The organism is Streptomyces gilvus (genome assembly GCF_022513565.1).
In the GTDB taxonomy this organism is placed as follows: Bacteria; Actinomycetota; Actinomycetes; order Streptomycetales; family Streptomycetaceae; genus Streptomyces; species Streptomyces gilvus.
Window position 1 is genome coordinate 80,222 of sequence record NZ_JAKWBE010000032.1, and the last position, 14,508, is coordinate 94,729.

General features: G+C 66.0%; 14 protein-coding genes. 6 read left to right on the forward strand and 8 right to left on the reverse strand.

The annotated features are described in order from the left end of the window. Positions 1–8: 8 nt before the first annotated feature. The 4 genes from MKW14_RS34285 to MKW14_RS34300 form a co-directional block, all read right to left on the reverse strand. On the reverse strand, positions 9–1,304 hold the full coding sequence (locus MKW14_RS34285) for an enoyl-CoA hydratase/isomerase family protein (RefSeq protein WP_240869723.1): 1,296 nt from the start codon (positions 1,302–1,304) through the stop codon (positions 9–11). A 1-nt stretch (position 1,305) separates the two neighbouring features. Then, a complete protein-coding gene (locus MKW14_RS34290) occupies positions 1,306–1,611 on the reverse strand; it encodes a hypothetical protein (RefSeq protein ID WP_240869724.1) in 306 nt (101 codons plus the stop codon). Positions 1,612–1,679: 68 nt separating this feature from the next. Then, entirely contained in the window at positions 1,680–2,729 is a 1,050-nt protein-coding gene (locus tag MKW14_RS34295; protein WP_240869727.1) for a hypothetical protein, read from the reverse strand. Beyond that, positions 2,717–3,367 carry a hypothetical protein gene (locus MKW14_RS34300; protein WP_240869729.1) on the reverse strand — a complete coding sequence of 217 codons (651 nt, stop codon included), beginning with the start codon at positions 3,365–3,367 and terminating at the stop codon, positions 2,717–2,719. Before MKW14_RS34300 ends, MKW14_RS34295 begins: the two co-directional genes overlap by 13 nt. Before the next feature lie 219 nt (positions 3,368–3,586). Between MKW14_RS34300 and MKW14_RS34305 the strand changes: the two genes are divergently transcribed. Next, on the forward strand, positions 3,587–3,811 hold the full coding sequence (locus MKW14_RS34305) for a helix-turn-helix domain-containing protein (RefSeq protein ID WP_240869731.1): 225 nt from the start codon (positions 3,587–3,589) through the stop codon (positions 3,809–3,811). Positions 3,812–4,025: 214 nt separating this feature from the next. On the opposite strand, the gene MKW14_RS41070 is transcribed toward MKW14_RS34305, so the two are convergent. The 4 genes from MKW14_RS41070 to MKW14_RS34320 all read right to left on the reverse strand — a co-directional run bounded on the left by MKW14_RS41070 (position 4,026) and on the right by MKW14_RS34320 (position 7,072). After that, positions 4,026–4,154: a hypothetical protein gene (locus tag MKW14_RS41070; protein WP_276622648.1), complete on the reverse strand. Its 129-nt coding sequence runs from the start codon at positions 4,152–4,154 to the stop codon at positions 4,026–4,028. Between the two features lie 152 nt (positions 4,155–4,306). Next, positions 4,307–4,501, reverse strand: a complete 195-nt coding sequence (locus MKW14_RS34310; protein WP_240869734.1) for a hypothetical protein — start codon at positions 4,499–4,501, stop codon at positions 4,307–4,309. A gap of 244 nt (positions 4,502–4,745) precedes the next feature. Further along, a complete protein-coding gene (locus MKW14_RS34315) occupies positions 4,746–5,564 on the reverse strand; it encodes a phosphotransferase family protein (protein WP_240869756.1) in 819 nt (272 codons plus the stop codon). Positions 5,565–5,566: 2 nt separating this feature from the next. Then, positions 5,567–7,072, reverse strand: coding sequence for a hypothetical protein (locus tag MKW14_RS34320; protein WP_240869737.1), 1,506 nt, complete (start codon positions 7,070–7,072; stop codon positions 5,567–5,569). A gap of 290 nt (positions 7,073–7,362) precedes the next feature. Between MKW14_RS34320 and MKW14_RS34325 the strand changes: the two genes are divergently transcribed. From MKW14_RS34325 to MKW14_RS34345, 5 genes are all read left to right on the forward strand, one after another. Then, positions 7,363–7,674 carry a hypothetical protein gene (locus MKW14_RS34325; RefSeq protein WP_240869739.1) on the forward strand — a complete coding sequence of 104 codons (312 nt, stop codon included), beginning with the start codon at positions 7,363–7,365 and terminating at the stop codon, positions 7,672–7,674. Positions 7,675–7,684: 10 nt separating this feature from the next. After that, on the forward strand, positions 7,685–12,172 hold the full coding sequence (locus MKW14_RS34330) for a DUF6531 domain-containing protein (RefSeq protein WP_240869741.1): 4,488 nt from the start codon (positions 7,685–7,687) through the stop codon (positions 12,170–12,172). A gap of 28 nt (positions 12,173–12,200) precedes the next feature. Then, entirely contained in the window at positions 12,201–12,740 is a 540-nt protein-coding gene (locus MKW14_RS34335; protein WP_240869743.1) for an SMI1/KNR4 family protein, read from the forward strand. 767 nt (positions 12,741–13,507) lie between these two features. Further along, the gene (locus tag MKW14_RS34340) at positions 13,508–13,972 is read left to right on the forward strand and encodes a hypothetical protein (protein ID WP_240869745.1); all 465 of its coding nucleotides are present in this window, start codon (positions 13,508–13,510) and stop codon (positions 13,970–13,972) included. Then, positions 13,972–14,463: a hypothetical protein gene (locus tag MKW14_RS34345; protein ID WP_240869747.1), complete on the forward strand. Its 492-nt coding sequence runs from the start codon at positions 13,972–13,974 to the stop codon at positions 14,461–14,463. The genes MKW14_RS34340 and MKW14_RS34345 overlap by 1 nt, the downstream gene beginning before the upstream one ends. Positions 14,464–14,508 lie beyond the last annotated feature (45 nt).

The window sequence follows — 14,508 nt, forward strand, 5'->3', positions numbered from 1 at the left end:
TTCGGCCTTCAGTGAGAGGTTGCGGCCGCGTTGAGGCGATCGCCGGCGTTAATGTGTTCCTTGGCCTGTGTGTAGATGCTGTACATCTTCGGCGCGAGCTTGATCGTTCCGTCGATGCCACGACCCAGTTTGCTCAACGGGTCGACGCTCAGCTTCTCCGGAGTGAGCAGGTTCCAGCCCTTCGTGCCCAGTGTCTGCCCCTGCCGGTAGCCGGCGTTCATGACTCCGGCCAGCCGGTTCAACTTCGAGCTCTCGTTCCCGACCAGCTGCATTTCCTTCGTTCCCCACAGGGTTACGGACTTCCCGAAGGCGCCCAGGGACTTACCACCGACCACCGCTTCCGCGTTCTCCCCGAAGGAGACCAGGTTCCGGCCCATCCGAGGGCCGAGGGCCTTGAATCCCGCACCGAAGATCTTGGCCTCAGCCGCTGCGTCCACACCCTTCCCGACCATGACACCTTCCTTGCCGAAGGCGCCGATGCCCGGCAGCAGACCGAGAGCGTCCGTCCCTAGCTCCATCCAACTGACGTCCGCTCCAGCAGCCTTGGCAATCGAATGCGACAGCAGAGCCAACCCGCTGGTGAGGACGGCCGCCGCACCGAAGATCGCGCCCAGGGGTTCGAACGGGAGCGTGATGATGGCCAGAAAGCCGAGCACCGCCGTGAGGTCGCTGAGGACGTCGCCGATGGCCTTGATCAGATCCGCGTGGTCCTCCAGCCACTTGCCCGTGGCATCCCACGCGCCCGCGATCCCATGCCCCAGCTTGTCCCAGAAGCCAGGCTCTTCCGGCGCGATCTTCCCCGCCTTGTCGAGCTCTCTCCCGATGAGGCCCGCTGCCCTCTTGTAGCGGTCCTCCAGGTCATGGACCTTGTTGATGACACCGTCGACGGCGCTCGACGCCTTACCGAGGTCGTCGCTGCCCTTGACGTCGCCCTTCGCGTCGGCCTGCTGCTGGGCCTTCGCCTTGGCATCGAGTTTCTCGCCGGCCTCCTTCTCCAGCCGGTCGGCTTCCTCCTGGAAGCCCTCGAGTTCCTTCGCCCATCGGTACAGCGCGCGCGATGCCTTGTCGAAGGACTCGTAGCTCTTCCTGATCAGCGGCGTGACGTCCGTCGAGATGTGCTCGCTGAACGCGATCGCGGTCTTGCCCTTCCACGCCCCGCACTCTATCCGTTCGAGCTCCTGCAGGCTCGTGCCCAGCTCGCTCGCCAGAGTGCCGATCTTCTTGGCGAGATCCCTGGTGTCCTCGACGTTTCCGGGGGTGGGGTCCCAGCCTATGTGCGGGAACGACGGCCGCTGGCCAGCCACGTCACTCGCCCTTCTGCTTCGTCGGGGCCTTGAGTGACTCGGCCAGCTGCAGGTCGAGCTTCCCGAACTCCTCCCCGATCTTGTCGATCATCTTGACCGCGCCCTGTGTGTGCTTGCCGAGCTGCTTGATGCCGTACGCCCAGTCGTCGGCGAAGCTGTGCACGTCGTCGACGAGCTTGCTCTCGCCGACGGCCGAGGCGTCCGTGTTGCGGAGAGTACGGCGGGTGGCTTCCATACGGTCGCTGATGCCGGCGAAGGTCCGTTTCAGGTCCTGGAAGATCGTGTCTTCGAGGCGGAGGTCGGTCATGGCGAGGCTCGGTATCTCCTGGGTCTTGGTGGGTCGGTGCTCGTGACGGCTGCGTGCTGATGCTGGGATCAGCGGTTGACGGCCTGGATCTCCTGGACCACGACGTCTTGTGCCGCGCCGAACGTCCCATCAGGCAGGTGCCGTTCGCCGTCAACTCCAGTGCCCGTCCAATGAATCTGCCACGTGACGGTGGCCTGCAGCTTGTACGAGCCACTTCCGGAGGACCGGAGGTATTTCACACCGCACGGCGGAGTCTGGTCGGCTTTGCCCTTGGCGTAGGGCTCGCCGATAGAGCCGTCCGTGTTGAGCTGACATGCGCCGGAGTCCGGGTAGGTGACAGCGTCGGTCGTACCCGGATCGATCTTCAACGCGACCGGCACAGCGGTGGTCGTCGCCTCGATACCGAGGACGGGAACTCGCGCGGTGACCGAGACCGGCTTGAACTTCGCGGTGTCCAGCCACGCCCAGGTCGGCAGGTTCACCTTCGTAGTGCCCGCGGGCGCGAGGTTCACCTCTGTCGACGGAACGCGGATCTCGGCATACGCGAGCTGGGCGAGTATCTCAGGGGTGATGGCCTGAGGGACGTCCGCGGGTGGAGGGGCACCCTTGTCGACCCAGAAGATCGGCTTGTCGCAATCGAGCGAGCCCGGGGCACCGATCTGGCTCTCCGGGACGTAGGAGTCCCACCAGTAGCCTTTGTCGGCCCGGTCCTTGTTGAAGTCCTTGTACGGATGCCCGTTGACGTATCGGTCACGCTGCTGCGCATCCCACTGGTACCCCGTCGACTCGGCCTCCCAGATCGGCGTCAGGTACTTCTCGAGCTGCGTGGGCGTGTACTTCGGTGCGTAGTAGCAGGGCGGTGGCGTCCACGAGCCCGCGGCTGTGACGGCGCCCGCGGACGAACCCGAGCCGTTCTTCGAACGGTCGAAGACGATCACGCCGCTGGCCGACGACGAGAGTGTGGCCCCGTTCGCATCGCCCGACGTGTCGGTCTTGGACCCGTTGTCGGTGCTTCCGCCCCAGCCAGTATCCGCGTAAGCGGAGTTGGCAGCAGTCAGGACCAGCGCCGCGGCCCCCGAGGCGATGAACAGAGCGGTCCGCCGGGTCAGGGCTGGCACTTGGCACTCCCCCGCTGCGAGAGGATACGCTCGGTGATCCAGACGCCGTTCTTGTTCTTGTGCAGGTTGCTGGCGTAGATGACGTAACTGTTCTTCGTCACGGGCGTTACGTCCGTCTTGCCGGTCTTCAGGTACTTGTTGAACGCCTTGCTCTGGTCCTCGCAGTACACGAGAGCTGCGGTGCCGTCGGCCTTGATGGTCACGCTCTCGTTGTAGTAGCGCGCAACGCCGGTCGTGCGTGCCTTGTGGTCGACGAACTCCTGGATGTACTTCTGGCTACCGGCCGCTGCCGTGCCCTCCGAGTAGAAGCGGTACGCGGCGTTGAGCGGATCCTGCTTCGCGATGGCCATGTCCACGGCCTTGATCCGCTGTTCAGCGTCGCTGAGGACCGCGTCCTTGTCCGCGTCGCTGGTCTTGTTCCACTCGAACTCATACGTTACGTCCGACGGCAGCTCGATCTTCGGGCGGTTGACGGTCGACGAGGCCGACGCCGTCGGCGTCGCCGACTTGTCGTTACCGACGTCCGCGCCTGCGATCTTGCCGTTGTCAGAGCCGCTGCTTCCGCCTCCACAGGCGTTGAGCAGCAGGGCCGCGGAGGCGGCGAGCACGGCCGTCGCAAGCCGGGCGGGGCGGTTCACTCTGGACTCCCGTGAGGTGTGGGATAACTCAAGCGAACAAACGCTATCGGCGCGACTTGGGTGACGCCAGGCGTGTCCGCGCCGGACTTGCCCCGCCAACCGGTCGAATCCAGACAGAAGCCGCTACGAAATACCGCCGTCGCATGGACCGCGTTTCACAGCGCAAGGAACTCTGAGACCCTGGCGGAGCCGCCCGAACACCAGCACCAGGAGTCCCGGATGGAGATCCCGTACCCGAACCACAGCCGGTATGTCCTCGGAGCTGAGCGCGAGCGATACGCGAAGATCGCCGCTGAGCGGTATGCCGCAGGTGCCTCGATCCAGGCAATCGCCGACGAGTTGGGGCGAAGCCGCAGCTTCGTGAACGGGCTGCTGCATCGGGATACCGACGTCGAGGTACGGCCGCGCAGCGTGGCCAGGCGGTCGGTCTCCGACTCCAGGTGACGGCTGAGCATGAGCCAGGCAACGGGGACGGACCAGGGCCTGTGCTGTTACGCCTCGTAGTCGGCGAGGTGAAGGAGGGCTGCCGTATCGAAGGCGCCGTTGGAGTGGCGGGACGGGGAGTCAAGCTCAGCGGAATCACCACCGCTCAGGCTTCTTCGTCGTCGAGCCAGAAACCAGGGACGAAGCGCCCAGTAAACGTCAAGCTAACGCCGTTCTACCGGTTCCGCCGCCAGGTCAGCAGCTTCGCGATCAGCTCCCCGAGGTCTATCGCGAGCCGCGTGAGACCGATGCCGATCAGGATCGTCGTTTCGATGAGCGCGTTGGACTTGGCCCCACTCGACATCGGCTTCTCCTTGACTACCCGTCATGGTGATATCACCCATAAGGACTCTTCCGGCGTCGAATCGGTTTCACACATGGGTGGCCTCTTTTCGGTTGCTGGTGACGCTTTGTGAGGATCCGCCGGACAGGACCCCTAGTGCCGCGAAGCGCGCTCTACCTCTGCCGTCGCAGGGTCTCGACCAGTTGCGGGAGCTGCTCGCGAGGGAAGTGGAGCAACGCGGCCTCGCCGAGTCCGTCCGGTACGAGCGGGACGTTCATACGCCAGGAGCCGGGACGCCACCGGCGACGGAGCCGGTCGGCGAACAGGGGCTCTTGGGAGAGCAGGGCGACGAGGCGTATGGCGTCCATGATGGGGAGTTTGAGCAGGGCCCAACCACGGTGGTAGGCGATGAAGCCGTCGGCGCCGTAGCCGAGGGGCTTTCACTCCGGGCTCGTATGACTGCCGTCGCCTCGCCGACGTCCTGACAGCACGCGAGCGTGGTGAAGTCCAGGCGCCACAGTTCACGGATGACGGGAACCATCTCCGTGTCGATTTCGGCTCGTTCGCCGTCTCGGGAGGTGAGCGTCTCGTGCGGATGAATGAGCGGGTCCGTCATGAGCGCGTCTCTCCTCCCAGCCCTCGATAGGCCGACCACTGACCGGCCGCAGCGGCGAGAGCCTGAATCCACGCAACGTGCGGCGCATCCGCTGCGATACCGGCCCACAACCGCACCTGTGCGGTGGCGAAGACGTCGAGGGCGCGTCGGGGCGCGGTGAACCAAGCGGGGATCTTCGCGGCCCATTGCTCCGCTGCCGCGGGACTGTGTCCGGCGGCGATGAGCCAGACGACCCAACACCCGGCGTCGATCCATGCGGCGCCACGCGTGGGCCATGCCCAGTCGACGACACGGGCGGTGTTGTCCACGATCAGTACGTTGTCGGGGTGCCAGTCGGTGTGCAGCAGGGTCTCGCCGCGCAGCAGTTGGGCGTCGTCGGGGCTGTCGATGTAGTCGGCGAGGCGCTGCTCGATGTGCTTGAGCTCCAGTTCGACGGGAGCCCGGACGCCGGCGAGCGTGATGATCGCCTCGGCGACGAGTGCCAGGTCGTCGGATCCCGGGCGGTAGTCCGCAGGTCGGCCCTCGATGTGCTCGAAGCCGAGCAGGTCCCAGGTGCCGTCGTTCATCCGCCAGAGCAGACGGGGGGCGAGGGGGGCGACGTGGGGGTTGATCGTGGCCTCGCGGTTCTGTGTCCACGCACGGGGGTGGTCGGAGTTCATCCCCTTGACGAAGACACGGCCGGCGCCGGTGTCGAGGGTGGCGGCGATCTCGCTGTTGAGTCCCTTGTCGGCGGTCGCTGTCGCATAGATGGGGCCGGTGAGGGCTTCGACGGCCGCACGGGTGGCGGTGGGCAGGTCTTCCCAATGCAGTCTCATGGTCACCACGGCGGGAGTGTAGGGGCTGGGTGGCGGTGGACGAGGCCGCCCGCGGGCTCCTCGGCCGCGGCCCGGATGCGCTCCACCTCAAGCCCGGCGTCCTCGATGGGGAAGCCGGCGTCGATCAGCAGCCGCACCCCTGTCTCCAACGACAGCACGCCTGCCTGCACCCCGCGTGCCACCAGGTCCAGCGCAGCGGACAGGTCGGTCGGGAGGTAGGCGCCGAAGGTGATCGTGGCTCGGGGATTCTCGCCCGGCGGAAGGACGCCGCCGAGCTGGTAGAGCCGTTGCACCATCTTCAGCAGCAGCGGGTACTTCGCTTCCCGGGCCAGCCGCATGGAGCGGACCATCGCGTCCAACGGGCCGAAGCTCAGCTGCAGCGCGCATCCCGATGGCACCTCGGAGGGGCGGACCGTGCCCAGCACGCTCCCCGGCAGCCGGGTCACCACCGACAGGCGGTCACGCAACGCCTCGACGTACGACCTGAGTTCGGCCAGCTGGGCAGACGTGTCGACCGTACTCAACTGTCCGTTGTCGCCTAGCGGCCAGACCATCCCCGGCTCGACCTGGACGGGCAGCGGGTTACCGGTCCTGCGGTCCACCGGCAGGCGCGCCCCTGACAGGCCGATGATCGGCGAGCCCGTGGTCGCCGAGGCGCGCTGGCTGTCGGTGTCGGCCGCGGCGAGGTCGTCGAGCAGTTGGGCAGCGGACAGCAGGCTGGACTGGCCGAAGTGGTCGGCGCCGTTGATCGTGTTCGGGACGTGCACGACGGGGACGAAGTCCAGCTGGAGGTCGAGGCGATGAAGGACCTCGCCGTCGGCGTTGGTGCGGAACCGTGCCCGAGCCAGGGACAGGGCGTCGATGTCGTCGGTCTTGTCGAGCTGGTCCAAGTCCCATTCTGCGTCGGTGAGGTAGCAGGTGACGGCACTGGGCCGACTCGACCACGGGTACCTGCGCGTCGTGCCGACGTCCGCTCCGATCGGGCCCAGTTCGTACGTGATCCGGCGCAGCGTGCCCTTGCGTCCGGTCGCCGAATCCTCCGGCACCTCCCACGCCAGGTGCACGCGGTCCGGATACTCGCCCGCGTCGAGTGCACCGTCCGGGAGCACCGGGAAGTAGAAGCCGGGGTCGATGGCCTTGAGGATCGGGCGGCCCTTGGTGCGCGACCAGGCCAGCAGGTACACGGTATCGCCGAGCAGTACCGCGGTGCGTTCGGCGTGTTGAAGCCGCATCCACAGGTGCTCGGACTGCGCCCACTCTCGCAGCAGTTCCTCCCGCTTCTGCGCCCCCGCCGCGGCGTCCTCGGCTCCCTCGACCACGATCTTCTGGGACTCGCCGAGCAGGTGGGAGAGCGCCTGGTCGACGATCAGGGACGCGTCGCCGTACTCCCGGCGGTCGTCGCCGTCCTCGCCGAGCAGGGCGGCGGCCTGGTTGTGGTCGTAGGCGGCCAGCACGGTGTACGCCGCCAGGCGCCGGCGCTCCGAATCCGCCAGCCACGATGCGGCCATGGGGCCCGGCAGGCGCGTCGGCCGCCCATCGGCCGCCCATCGGCCGCCCATCGGCCGCGGCCTGGAACGCCGGCTTGTACGCGAGCGCCCCCCAGGTGTCGATGACGAGCTGTCGCCAATGCCGCATGGGTCAACTCCCTTGCCTCACCACCGCTCAAGGACGGCGCAGCCTAAGCGATAGATGACGATCTTTACCATTGCTTGACTGGTGCCTTACCTGCCCTATAGCTGTCCTCACTACGGTCGTCGGGTTGCCATGTGCACAGGGTGAAGTACGGGGGTGAGGTGGCATGTCGGACCTGAAGAAGCAGGCCACGTCCATACACAAGGCCGCGGCCGGACTGCGGGCGGTTGGGCACCACACGGCAAAGCCGTTGCAGGAGTTCAAGGCACAGTCGCACGACCTGAGCGCGCTGGGCGCGCTGGGATCCCTGCTCAGCGCGACGAGCGAGATACGCGAGGGCATGACCACCTTGACCAAGCTGACCAGGCAGTTGGAAGAGGAGTGGGAGGCGGAGGCCAAGCTGATAGGCGAGGTCTCCGACGCCTTCGACCTGCTCGACGTGCTCATCGCGGCCAAGGCCCAGGCGGAGAAGGGCTGAGCGGCACAGGATGGTCGACCTCAACCCGCTGCACTACGTCAACAAGTTCAACCACATGTTCGGCGACTCGATCGCCAGCGGCCTGGAGTTTCTGGGCATCTCCGATCCCGCCGTGAATCCGGACGGCGTACGGGAGATCGCCACCAAGTGGAGGCATCTGGCCACCGGCCTGGACGACGCCGCCGAAGCCGCCCGCAAGTCACTCACGGACGTGGAGTGGGAGGGCAAGGCGGCCAAGGCGTTCAACAAGCGCTCCAAGGCCGCCCGCAAGCAGGCCACGGAGATGGCCCACTCACTGCGCGAAGGCGCCAAGGCGCTGGACGATTTCGCGGACAAGGCGCACGAGATGCTGTCCGAGATCGGCGTCATGCTGGCGGAGATCGCCGAGTTCGAGATAGCGGGCCTTGCACTGTCCATCCTGACCGCCGGCGCGTCGGAGGTCGCCTCCACCCTCATGGCGGGCGAGCGCGCGCTGAAGGTCGTCGCGCTGGTCGGCCGGATCGAGGAGGAGGGCTCGGTACTGGGCTCTGTCATTCGCGAGGTGATGGAGGTCATCCGCGGTGTGGAGCGGGCGCTCAAGGCGCTCAAGGAGATCCGCGGAGTCGCTCAGGTGGGCAAACTCGCCGCGGACGGCGCGAAGTTCTCCGCTTTCGAGACGTTGCTGCAGGACCCGGGCGCCTTCAAGGACCCCGGCAAGCTGGCCGGTATCCTCACCGAAGGCGCCGTGATGGGCGTCGGGATGGGCGTCCTGGGCAAGGCCCTCGGCAAGGGCTTGAAGGCCCTCAAGCCCAGTGAACTCGCCGAGCTGGCCAAGGCGTTGAAGCTCAGCGGAAACGGTTTGTCACGGCTCAGGCTCCGCCCCGGCGAGGCCCAGAGGCTAGAGGCCGGGATCCAGGCGGCGGAGAAGGAGTGCAAGCTCGACCCGATCGACGTGGCCACCGGCGACATGTTGCTGCCCCAGACCGACGTCCAACTCCCCGGCGTACTCCCGCTGGTGCTGCAGCGCACCCACATGTCCTCGTACCGGTGGGGCGGCTGGTTCGGCCCGTCCTGGGCATCCACCCTCGACCAGCGACTGCAGGTGGACGACGGCTCCGTCACGTACGCCGCTCCGGACGGTTCACGGCTGGTCTACCCGCTCCCTGCCCCCGAGACCGGCGAGCCCGTGTATCCCGAGGTCGGCCCCAGGATGCCGCTGTACTGGGACTCCGAGGTCGACGGTGCCCTGCGCCTGGTCGACCCCGGCACCGGCATCTCCTCCACCTTCCACACACCGCAGCCCACGGACGACGGCAACGCGATAGAACTTCCCCTGCAGTTCATCGTGGACCGCAATGGACAGCGCATCACCATCCGCTACGCCGACGACGGCACCCCGCTGGAGATCACGCACTCCGGCGGCTACCGCGTCGCCTTCGACCGCCACCGCGACCAGCCGCGCATCACGGCCCTGCGCCTCCTGGACCCCGCCAGCCAGGACAGCCAAGGGACCACACTGCTCACCTACGGGTACGACGGGAACGGCCACCTCACCGAGGTGGCCAACTCCTCCGGCCTTCCGCTGCGCTTCACCTACGACACCGAGGGCCGGATCACCTCCTGGACCGACCGCAACAACACGTCGTACACCTACACCTACGACGAGCGCGGCCGCGTCATCCGTACCGAGGGCAGCGGCGGCTACCTCTCCGGTGTTCTCGCCTACGACGATGCCACCCGCACCACGACGACGACCGACGCCCTGGGCAACGTCACTCGCTACGAGCACAACCAGGCACTCCGCCTCATACGCACCGTCGACCCGCTCGGACACGTCACCAGTCAGGAGTGGGACGCGAAGCACCGCCTGGTGGCCGTCACCGATCCCCTCGGGCACACCACCCGGTACGCCTACGACGACCAGGGACGCCTGACACACGTCGTCCGGCCCGACGGCATCCGGATCACCATGGAGTACAACGAACTCCATCTGCCGACGTCCGTGACAGAGCCCGACGGCGCGGTCTGGCACTACACCTACGACGACCGCGGCAACCGTACGGTCGTCATCGACCCCGGCGGACAGGCGACCCACTACACCGTTGGGCGCCGCGGTGCTGTCGAGACCGTGACGAATCCCCTCGGGGAGCGTGTGGAGATCACGTCCAACGCGGTCGGGCTGCCGCTGACCATCAGCGACGGATCCCGGACGCTGAAACGGCAGGAGTACGACGCGTTCGGGCGGCCGGTACAAGTGACCGGCGCGACAGGAAAAACGACTCGCCTGACATGGTCCGTCGAGGGCCGGCTCACCTCACGGACCGGCCCCGACGGCACGACGGAGACATGGGCGTTCGACGCGGAAGGCAACTGCGTCCTGCACACCGACCCGAGTGGAACACGCACGCTCTCGGAATACGACGCCTTCGACCTGCTCACGGCCCGCGTGGACCCCGACGGAGCACGGCACACGTTCTCCTACGACACAGCGCGGCGCCTGACGGCAGTCACCAGCCCTCAGGGGCTCACCTGGACATACCGGTACGACGCCGCCGGACAACTCGTCGCGGAGACCGACTTCGACGGCCGCACCGTGACTTACGAGTACGACGCCGCAGGACGGCTCGTCCGACGCACCAACCCCGCCGGACAAGCCGTCACCTACCGCTACGACTCCACAGACCAGCTCATCGGGAAAACCGTCGACGGCCGATCAACCCGCTACGAGAACGACCCGTGCGGACGCCTCCTGCGGGCCACCACCCCTGAGGCCGGACTGGAGTACCGCTACGACGCGGTGGGACGCCTCACCGCCGAATCCGTGGACGGCCGGATCCTCACCACCTCCTGCGACGCGGCCGGGCGCCGCACCCGTCGCACCACACCCTCCGGCGTCACGACGACGTACTCCTACGACTCCTTCGGAAACTACGACGCCCTCACCATGTCGGGCCGCACCCTCTCCTTCCGGCACGACACGGCCGGCCGTGAGATCCAACGCAGCCTGGACGACCGCTTCACTCTCTCCTTCGCCTGGAACGACCAGGGCCGGTTCAGCGGCCAGACCCTCACCACCCCCGGCAGCCAACGCCCGCAGATCCAACGGACCTACGCCTACCGCAGTGACGGGCACCTGACCTCGGTCACGGACCAGCACACCGGCCCCCGCACCTTCACCCTCGACCAGACAGGTCGCGTCACCGCCGTCCAGGCAGCGGACTGGACCGAGACCTACGCCTACGACGAGATGGGCAACCAGACCCACGCGTCATGGCCGGAACAGCACCCCGGCAAGGAGACCCGTGGCACGCGCACGTACACCGGCACCCGTCTGACCCGGGCCGGCGGAACGCGCTACGAATACGACGCGGCGGGCCGCACCGTCCTGCGGCAGAAGACGCGCCTGTCACGCAAGCCCGACACCTGGCGCTACATCTGGGACGCCGAGGACCGGCTCACGTCGGTCACCACGCCGGACGGCACGGTCTGGCGCTACGTCTACGACCCGCTCGGCCGCCGTATCGCCAAACAGCGCCTCGCCGCCGACGGAACCGTGGCCGAGGAAACCCACTTCACGTGGGACGGCAGCACCCTCACCGAACAGACCACCCTCGTCGCCGGAACCGACGAACTCCTCACGCTCACGTGGGACCACGACGGCCTGGCACCGCTCGCACAGACCGAGACCAGATCGCTCGCCTCGGCCCCCCAGGAGGTCATCGACCAGCGGTTCTTCGCCATCGTCACCGACCAGATCGGCACCCCCACCGAACTCGTCGACGAGGACGGCACCATCGCCTGGCGCACCCGGGCGACGCTGTGGGGCACGACGACGTGGAACCGGGATGCCACCGCCTACACACCGCTGCGCTTCCCCGGCCAGTACTTCGACCCCGAAACCGGCCTGCACCACAACTACTTCCGGCACTACGACCCCGAAACCGCCCGCTACCTCACACAGGATCCGCTCGGACTCGACCCGGCGCCGAACCCCGTCGCCTACGTCGACAACCCGCACACCCTGTGCGACCCGATGGGCCTCACCCCCTGCGACGAGGCCGACGTCACCTGGGGCGGCCGCGTCCGCTACGGCGCACCCGGACCCGGCGGCCGCGCCACCGGCATGGAAGCCACCATCGAACCGGACATGACGGGAGGAAAGACCAACCCCCAGGTCAACGTGCCCGGTTACGAGAAATACAAGAAGCTCAACAAAACCCACCTGCTCGGTGCCCAGATAGGCGGATCGAACAAGGACCCCCGCAATTTCGTCACCATGCACCGATTCGCCAACTCGCCGGTCATGCGGAAAGTCGAAGACCAGATCAGAGCGGCCGTCGACCGGGGCGAAACCATCGACTACTCGGTCACACCCATCTACCGCTCCAACGACCCGAGCGACGTCGTACCCGTGGGACTCACCCTGCACGCCCGGGGCAGCAACGGTTTCAGCTTCACTCCCTACGAGGGCGGCAGCGCGACGAACGCCGTCACTATCCTGAACGTACCCAAACCCTAGTAGAGCACACAGAAAGGATCCGGCACTCATGCACCCCGCCGTCGAACGCCTCTCCGAGCTCGTCCCCCCAGGTACGCCGCGCCGCACACGCGACTGGGCGACTGTGGAGCAGCGACTGGGGACCCCCCTGCCCGACGACTACAAGGAACTCGTCGAGACCTACGGAGGCGGCGTCTTCGACGAGACGATCTGGCTGCTGGACCCCGAATGCCCCGACGAGGACTACAACCTCCTGGACCAGGCCACGGAGCGAGCCGAAATCCTCGCCGACCTGTGGCAGACGGAAGCCAAGCCGGCGGCCCTCCAGCACCCCGATGCACAGGTCCTGCCCTGGGCCTACGTCGAGGAAAGCGGCATGTACCTCTACTGGCTGCGGCAGCCGGGCCAGAAACCGAACGACTGGAGGGTCATCCTCAACGAAGGCCGGGGCCCGGAATGGGAACCCCACAACAGCCAGTGCGTCCCCTTCCTGCTCGCCCTCCTCACCGGGGAAGCCGACACCGAGTACTTCACCGAACTACCTTCCGAAAGCCACAGCTTCGACTCCAACGACGACATCCTCGAGTAGCTGCGACAGGGCTTACGAAACCCGTTGATTAGGCGGGGTACCTACCGACACGAGGCCGATCTTGCGCCCGCGGGGCTTCGGCCCGGAGGACTGTGTCGGACCGCTGTCGCCAAAGAGACATCGTGCGTGCGTGGTGCGCAGCAGGCCCTGTTCGCCGATCTATCCGGTGAACGCTTCAGCTTCGCCTGCGCACACCGCGGACGAAGCGCTTCAATGCCTGTTATGGCGATGAACCGACGTCGGCGCGGTTGGGGTTCCCGGGGCACGACCCCCATGCGGGACCGACGATGGCACAGCGCAATAGTCGGAATAACGTTCCTGCCAGCCCATCTCCCTCAGCGGCAGATCAAACGTTCGATAGGTCATCGCACACAGAAACCCTTCTTGTGCAACGTCAGATTTTTGCACCACAGGGGGCACCCTTCTCGCCATCGCCGTAGGTTGCTTGCACAAGAGCTCCGTCACAACCTGTTAATGATCTGCTACTTTGGGTATGCTAGTCGTGCACAACTCGGGGGGCGCCAATGAATGCTGGCCACTTCTTGACGGGCATGCGCAGCGTGCTCGACCCGACAGGCCGGGTTTTCCCTGCAGGTCCTGGCGCGTCTCTGGCTTGTCCCAGATCATTTGATGACGGCGTAGCCAGTCTGCTCGCTCTCCTTCCTGAAGCCGAGCCAAGGGATACCCCATTGGCGAGTGAGGCTTCACCGGGGGGTCTTGCAGCAGGGGATCGAACCCTGTCGAACCTGCGGCTGATCGTGGTAACAGTGAGCTTCTTTTCCGCCGTCTCGACATTCGTGTTTTGCACGTTGGCTCTCTTCATCAAAAGTTCCTGGCCACTGCTGGTCATTAGCGCTATCTCCGCAAGTGCCACCATCGCCATCGGCGTGTTCTTCATCGCCTTACGGTGGACTCTGGTGCAACGCCAGCGAAGCCTGCATTCTCGGTTAGCCATGGGGGCCCTCCTCCGCGATATGGCCGAAGCCAGGGTCTCAGCACTGGAGGAGCAGAAGTTGTTGCGGCGAAGCGACGAAGATCCGGAATTAGCCAGCGCGATCTTGGCCGAGATCATGACGGAATACACAGACGCCGCACGATCCCAGGACCCGAGCGCACCCACAATTCGACGCCATGGTTTCTCGGTAGATCGCGTTCTGAGAAATACCGGCCAGAATCACGTTGTTGCTCGGGCCCTGAAACGCCTGGCATCGGACGTGAGCGAGGCACGTTAATGTCCCATGCCGCCGAAACTGGCGAGGAGAAGGTAGACGTAGAGCGCTTGGTAGAGCTCGCAAAGCGTCTTGAGAACGTAAAATCGAAGGATCTGAAGCGCGCACTGAAAGCAATCAATTACGAAGCTAGAACTCAGCGCTGGAATGCCGTCCTGAGCAACCTGAACACAGCCTTCGGCATCACGGTGTCCGGATTTCTGGTGGTCGCTTTCGTCTGGCTTGGTTATCAGCTGGTACTCAGAAATCAGCCGGGCTGGTGTGTGGCCGTCTGCGGCGTGCCCCTCACCTCTATCAGCACGATCTTTGTTTTGAAGAAAAACCTGGCCGGGCAGGTCATGGATGGTTTCACCAAGAAAACACGTTCAGGAGCTGGGGCGCAAATGCCTGCTGTACCTCAGCAGTCAGCCTCCGCTGATTCGACAGATCCGACGGAACCAGCAGACAACGCCGAGGGATCCAATACCGAGGATGCTGGTCAGCGCAGCCTCTGAGACCGCGTCTGAGATCTGGTTCGGTGGCTCCTGGCGGTGCTCTAG

Bases quoted from the DNA above. Each gene is read 5' to 3' on its own strand.
- MKW14_RS34290 (WP_240869724.1), bottom strand. From the start codon at position 1,611: ATGACCGACCTCCGCCTCGAAGACACGATCTTCCAGGACCTGAAACGG.
- MKW14_RS34305 (WP_240869731.1), top strand. From the start codon at position 3,587: ATGGAGATCCCGTACCCGAACCACAGCCGGTATGTCCTCGGAGCTGAG.
- MKW14_RS41070 (WP_276622648.1), bottom strand. From the start codon at position 4,154: ATGTCGAGTGGGGCCAAGTCCAACGCGCTCATCGAAACGACGATCCTG.
- MKW14_RS34310 (WP_240869734.1), bottom strand. From the start codon at position 4,501: ATGGACGCCATACGCCTCGTCGCCCTGCTCTCCCAAGAGCCCCTGTTC.
- MKW14_RS34315 (WP_240869756.1), bottom strand. From the start codon at position 5,564: ATGAGACTGCATTGGGAAGACCTGCCCACCGCCACCCGTGCGGCCGTC.
- MKW14_RS34320 (WP_240869737.1), bottom strand. From the start codon at position 7,072: ATGGCCGCATCGTGGCTGGCGGATTCGGAGCGCCGGCGCCTGGCGGCG.
- MKW14_RS34325 (WP_240869739.1), top strand. From the start codon at position 7,363: ATGTCGGACCTGAAGAAGCAGGCCACGTCCATACACAAGGCCGCGGCC.
- MKW14_RS34330 (WP_240869741.1), top strand. From the start codon at position 7,685: ATGGTCGACCTCAACCCGCTGCACTACGTCAACAAGTTCAACCACATG.
- MKW14_RS34335 (WP_240869743.1), top strand. From the start codon at position 12,201: ATGCACCCCGCCGTCGAACGCCTCTCCGAGCTCGTCCCCCCAGGTACG.
- MKW14_RS34345 (WP_240869747.1), top strand. From the start codon at position 13,972: ATGTCCCATGCCGCCGAAACTGGCGAGGAGAAGGTAGACGTAGAGCGC.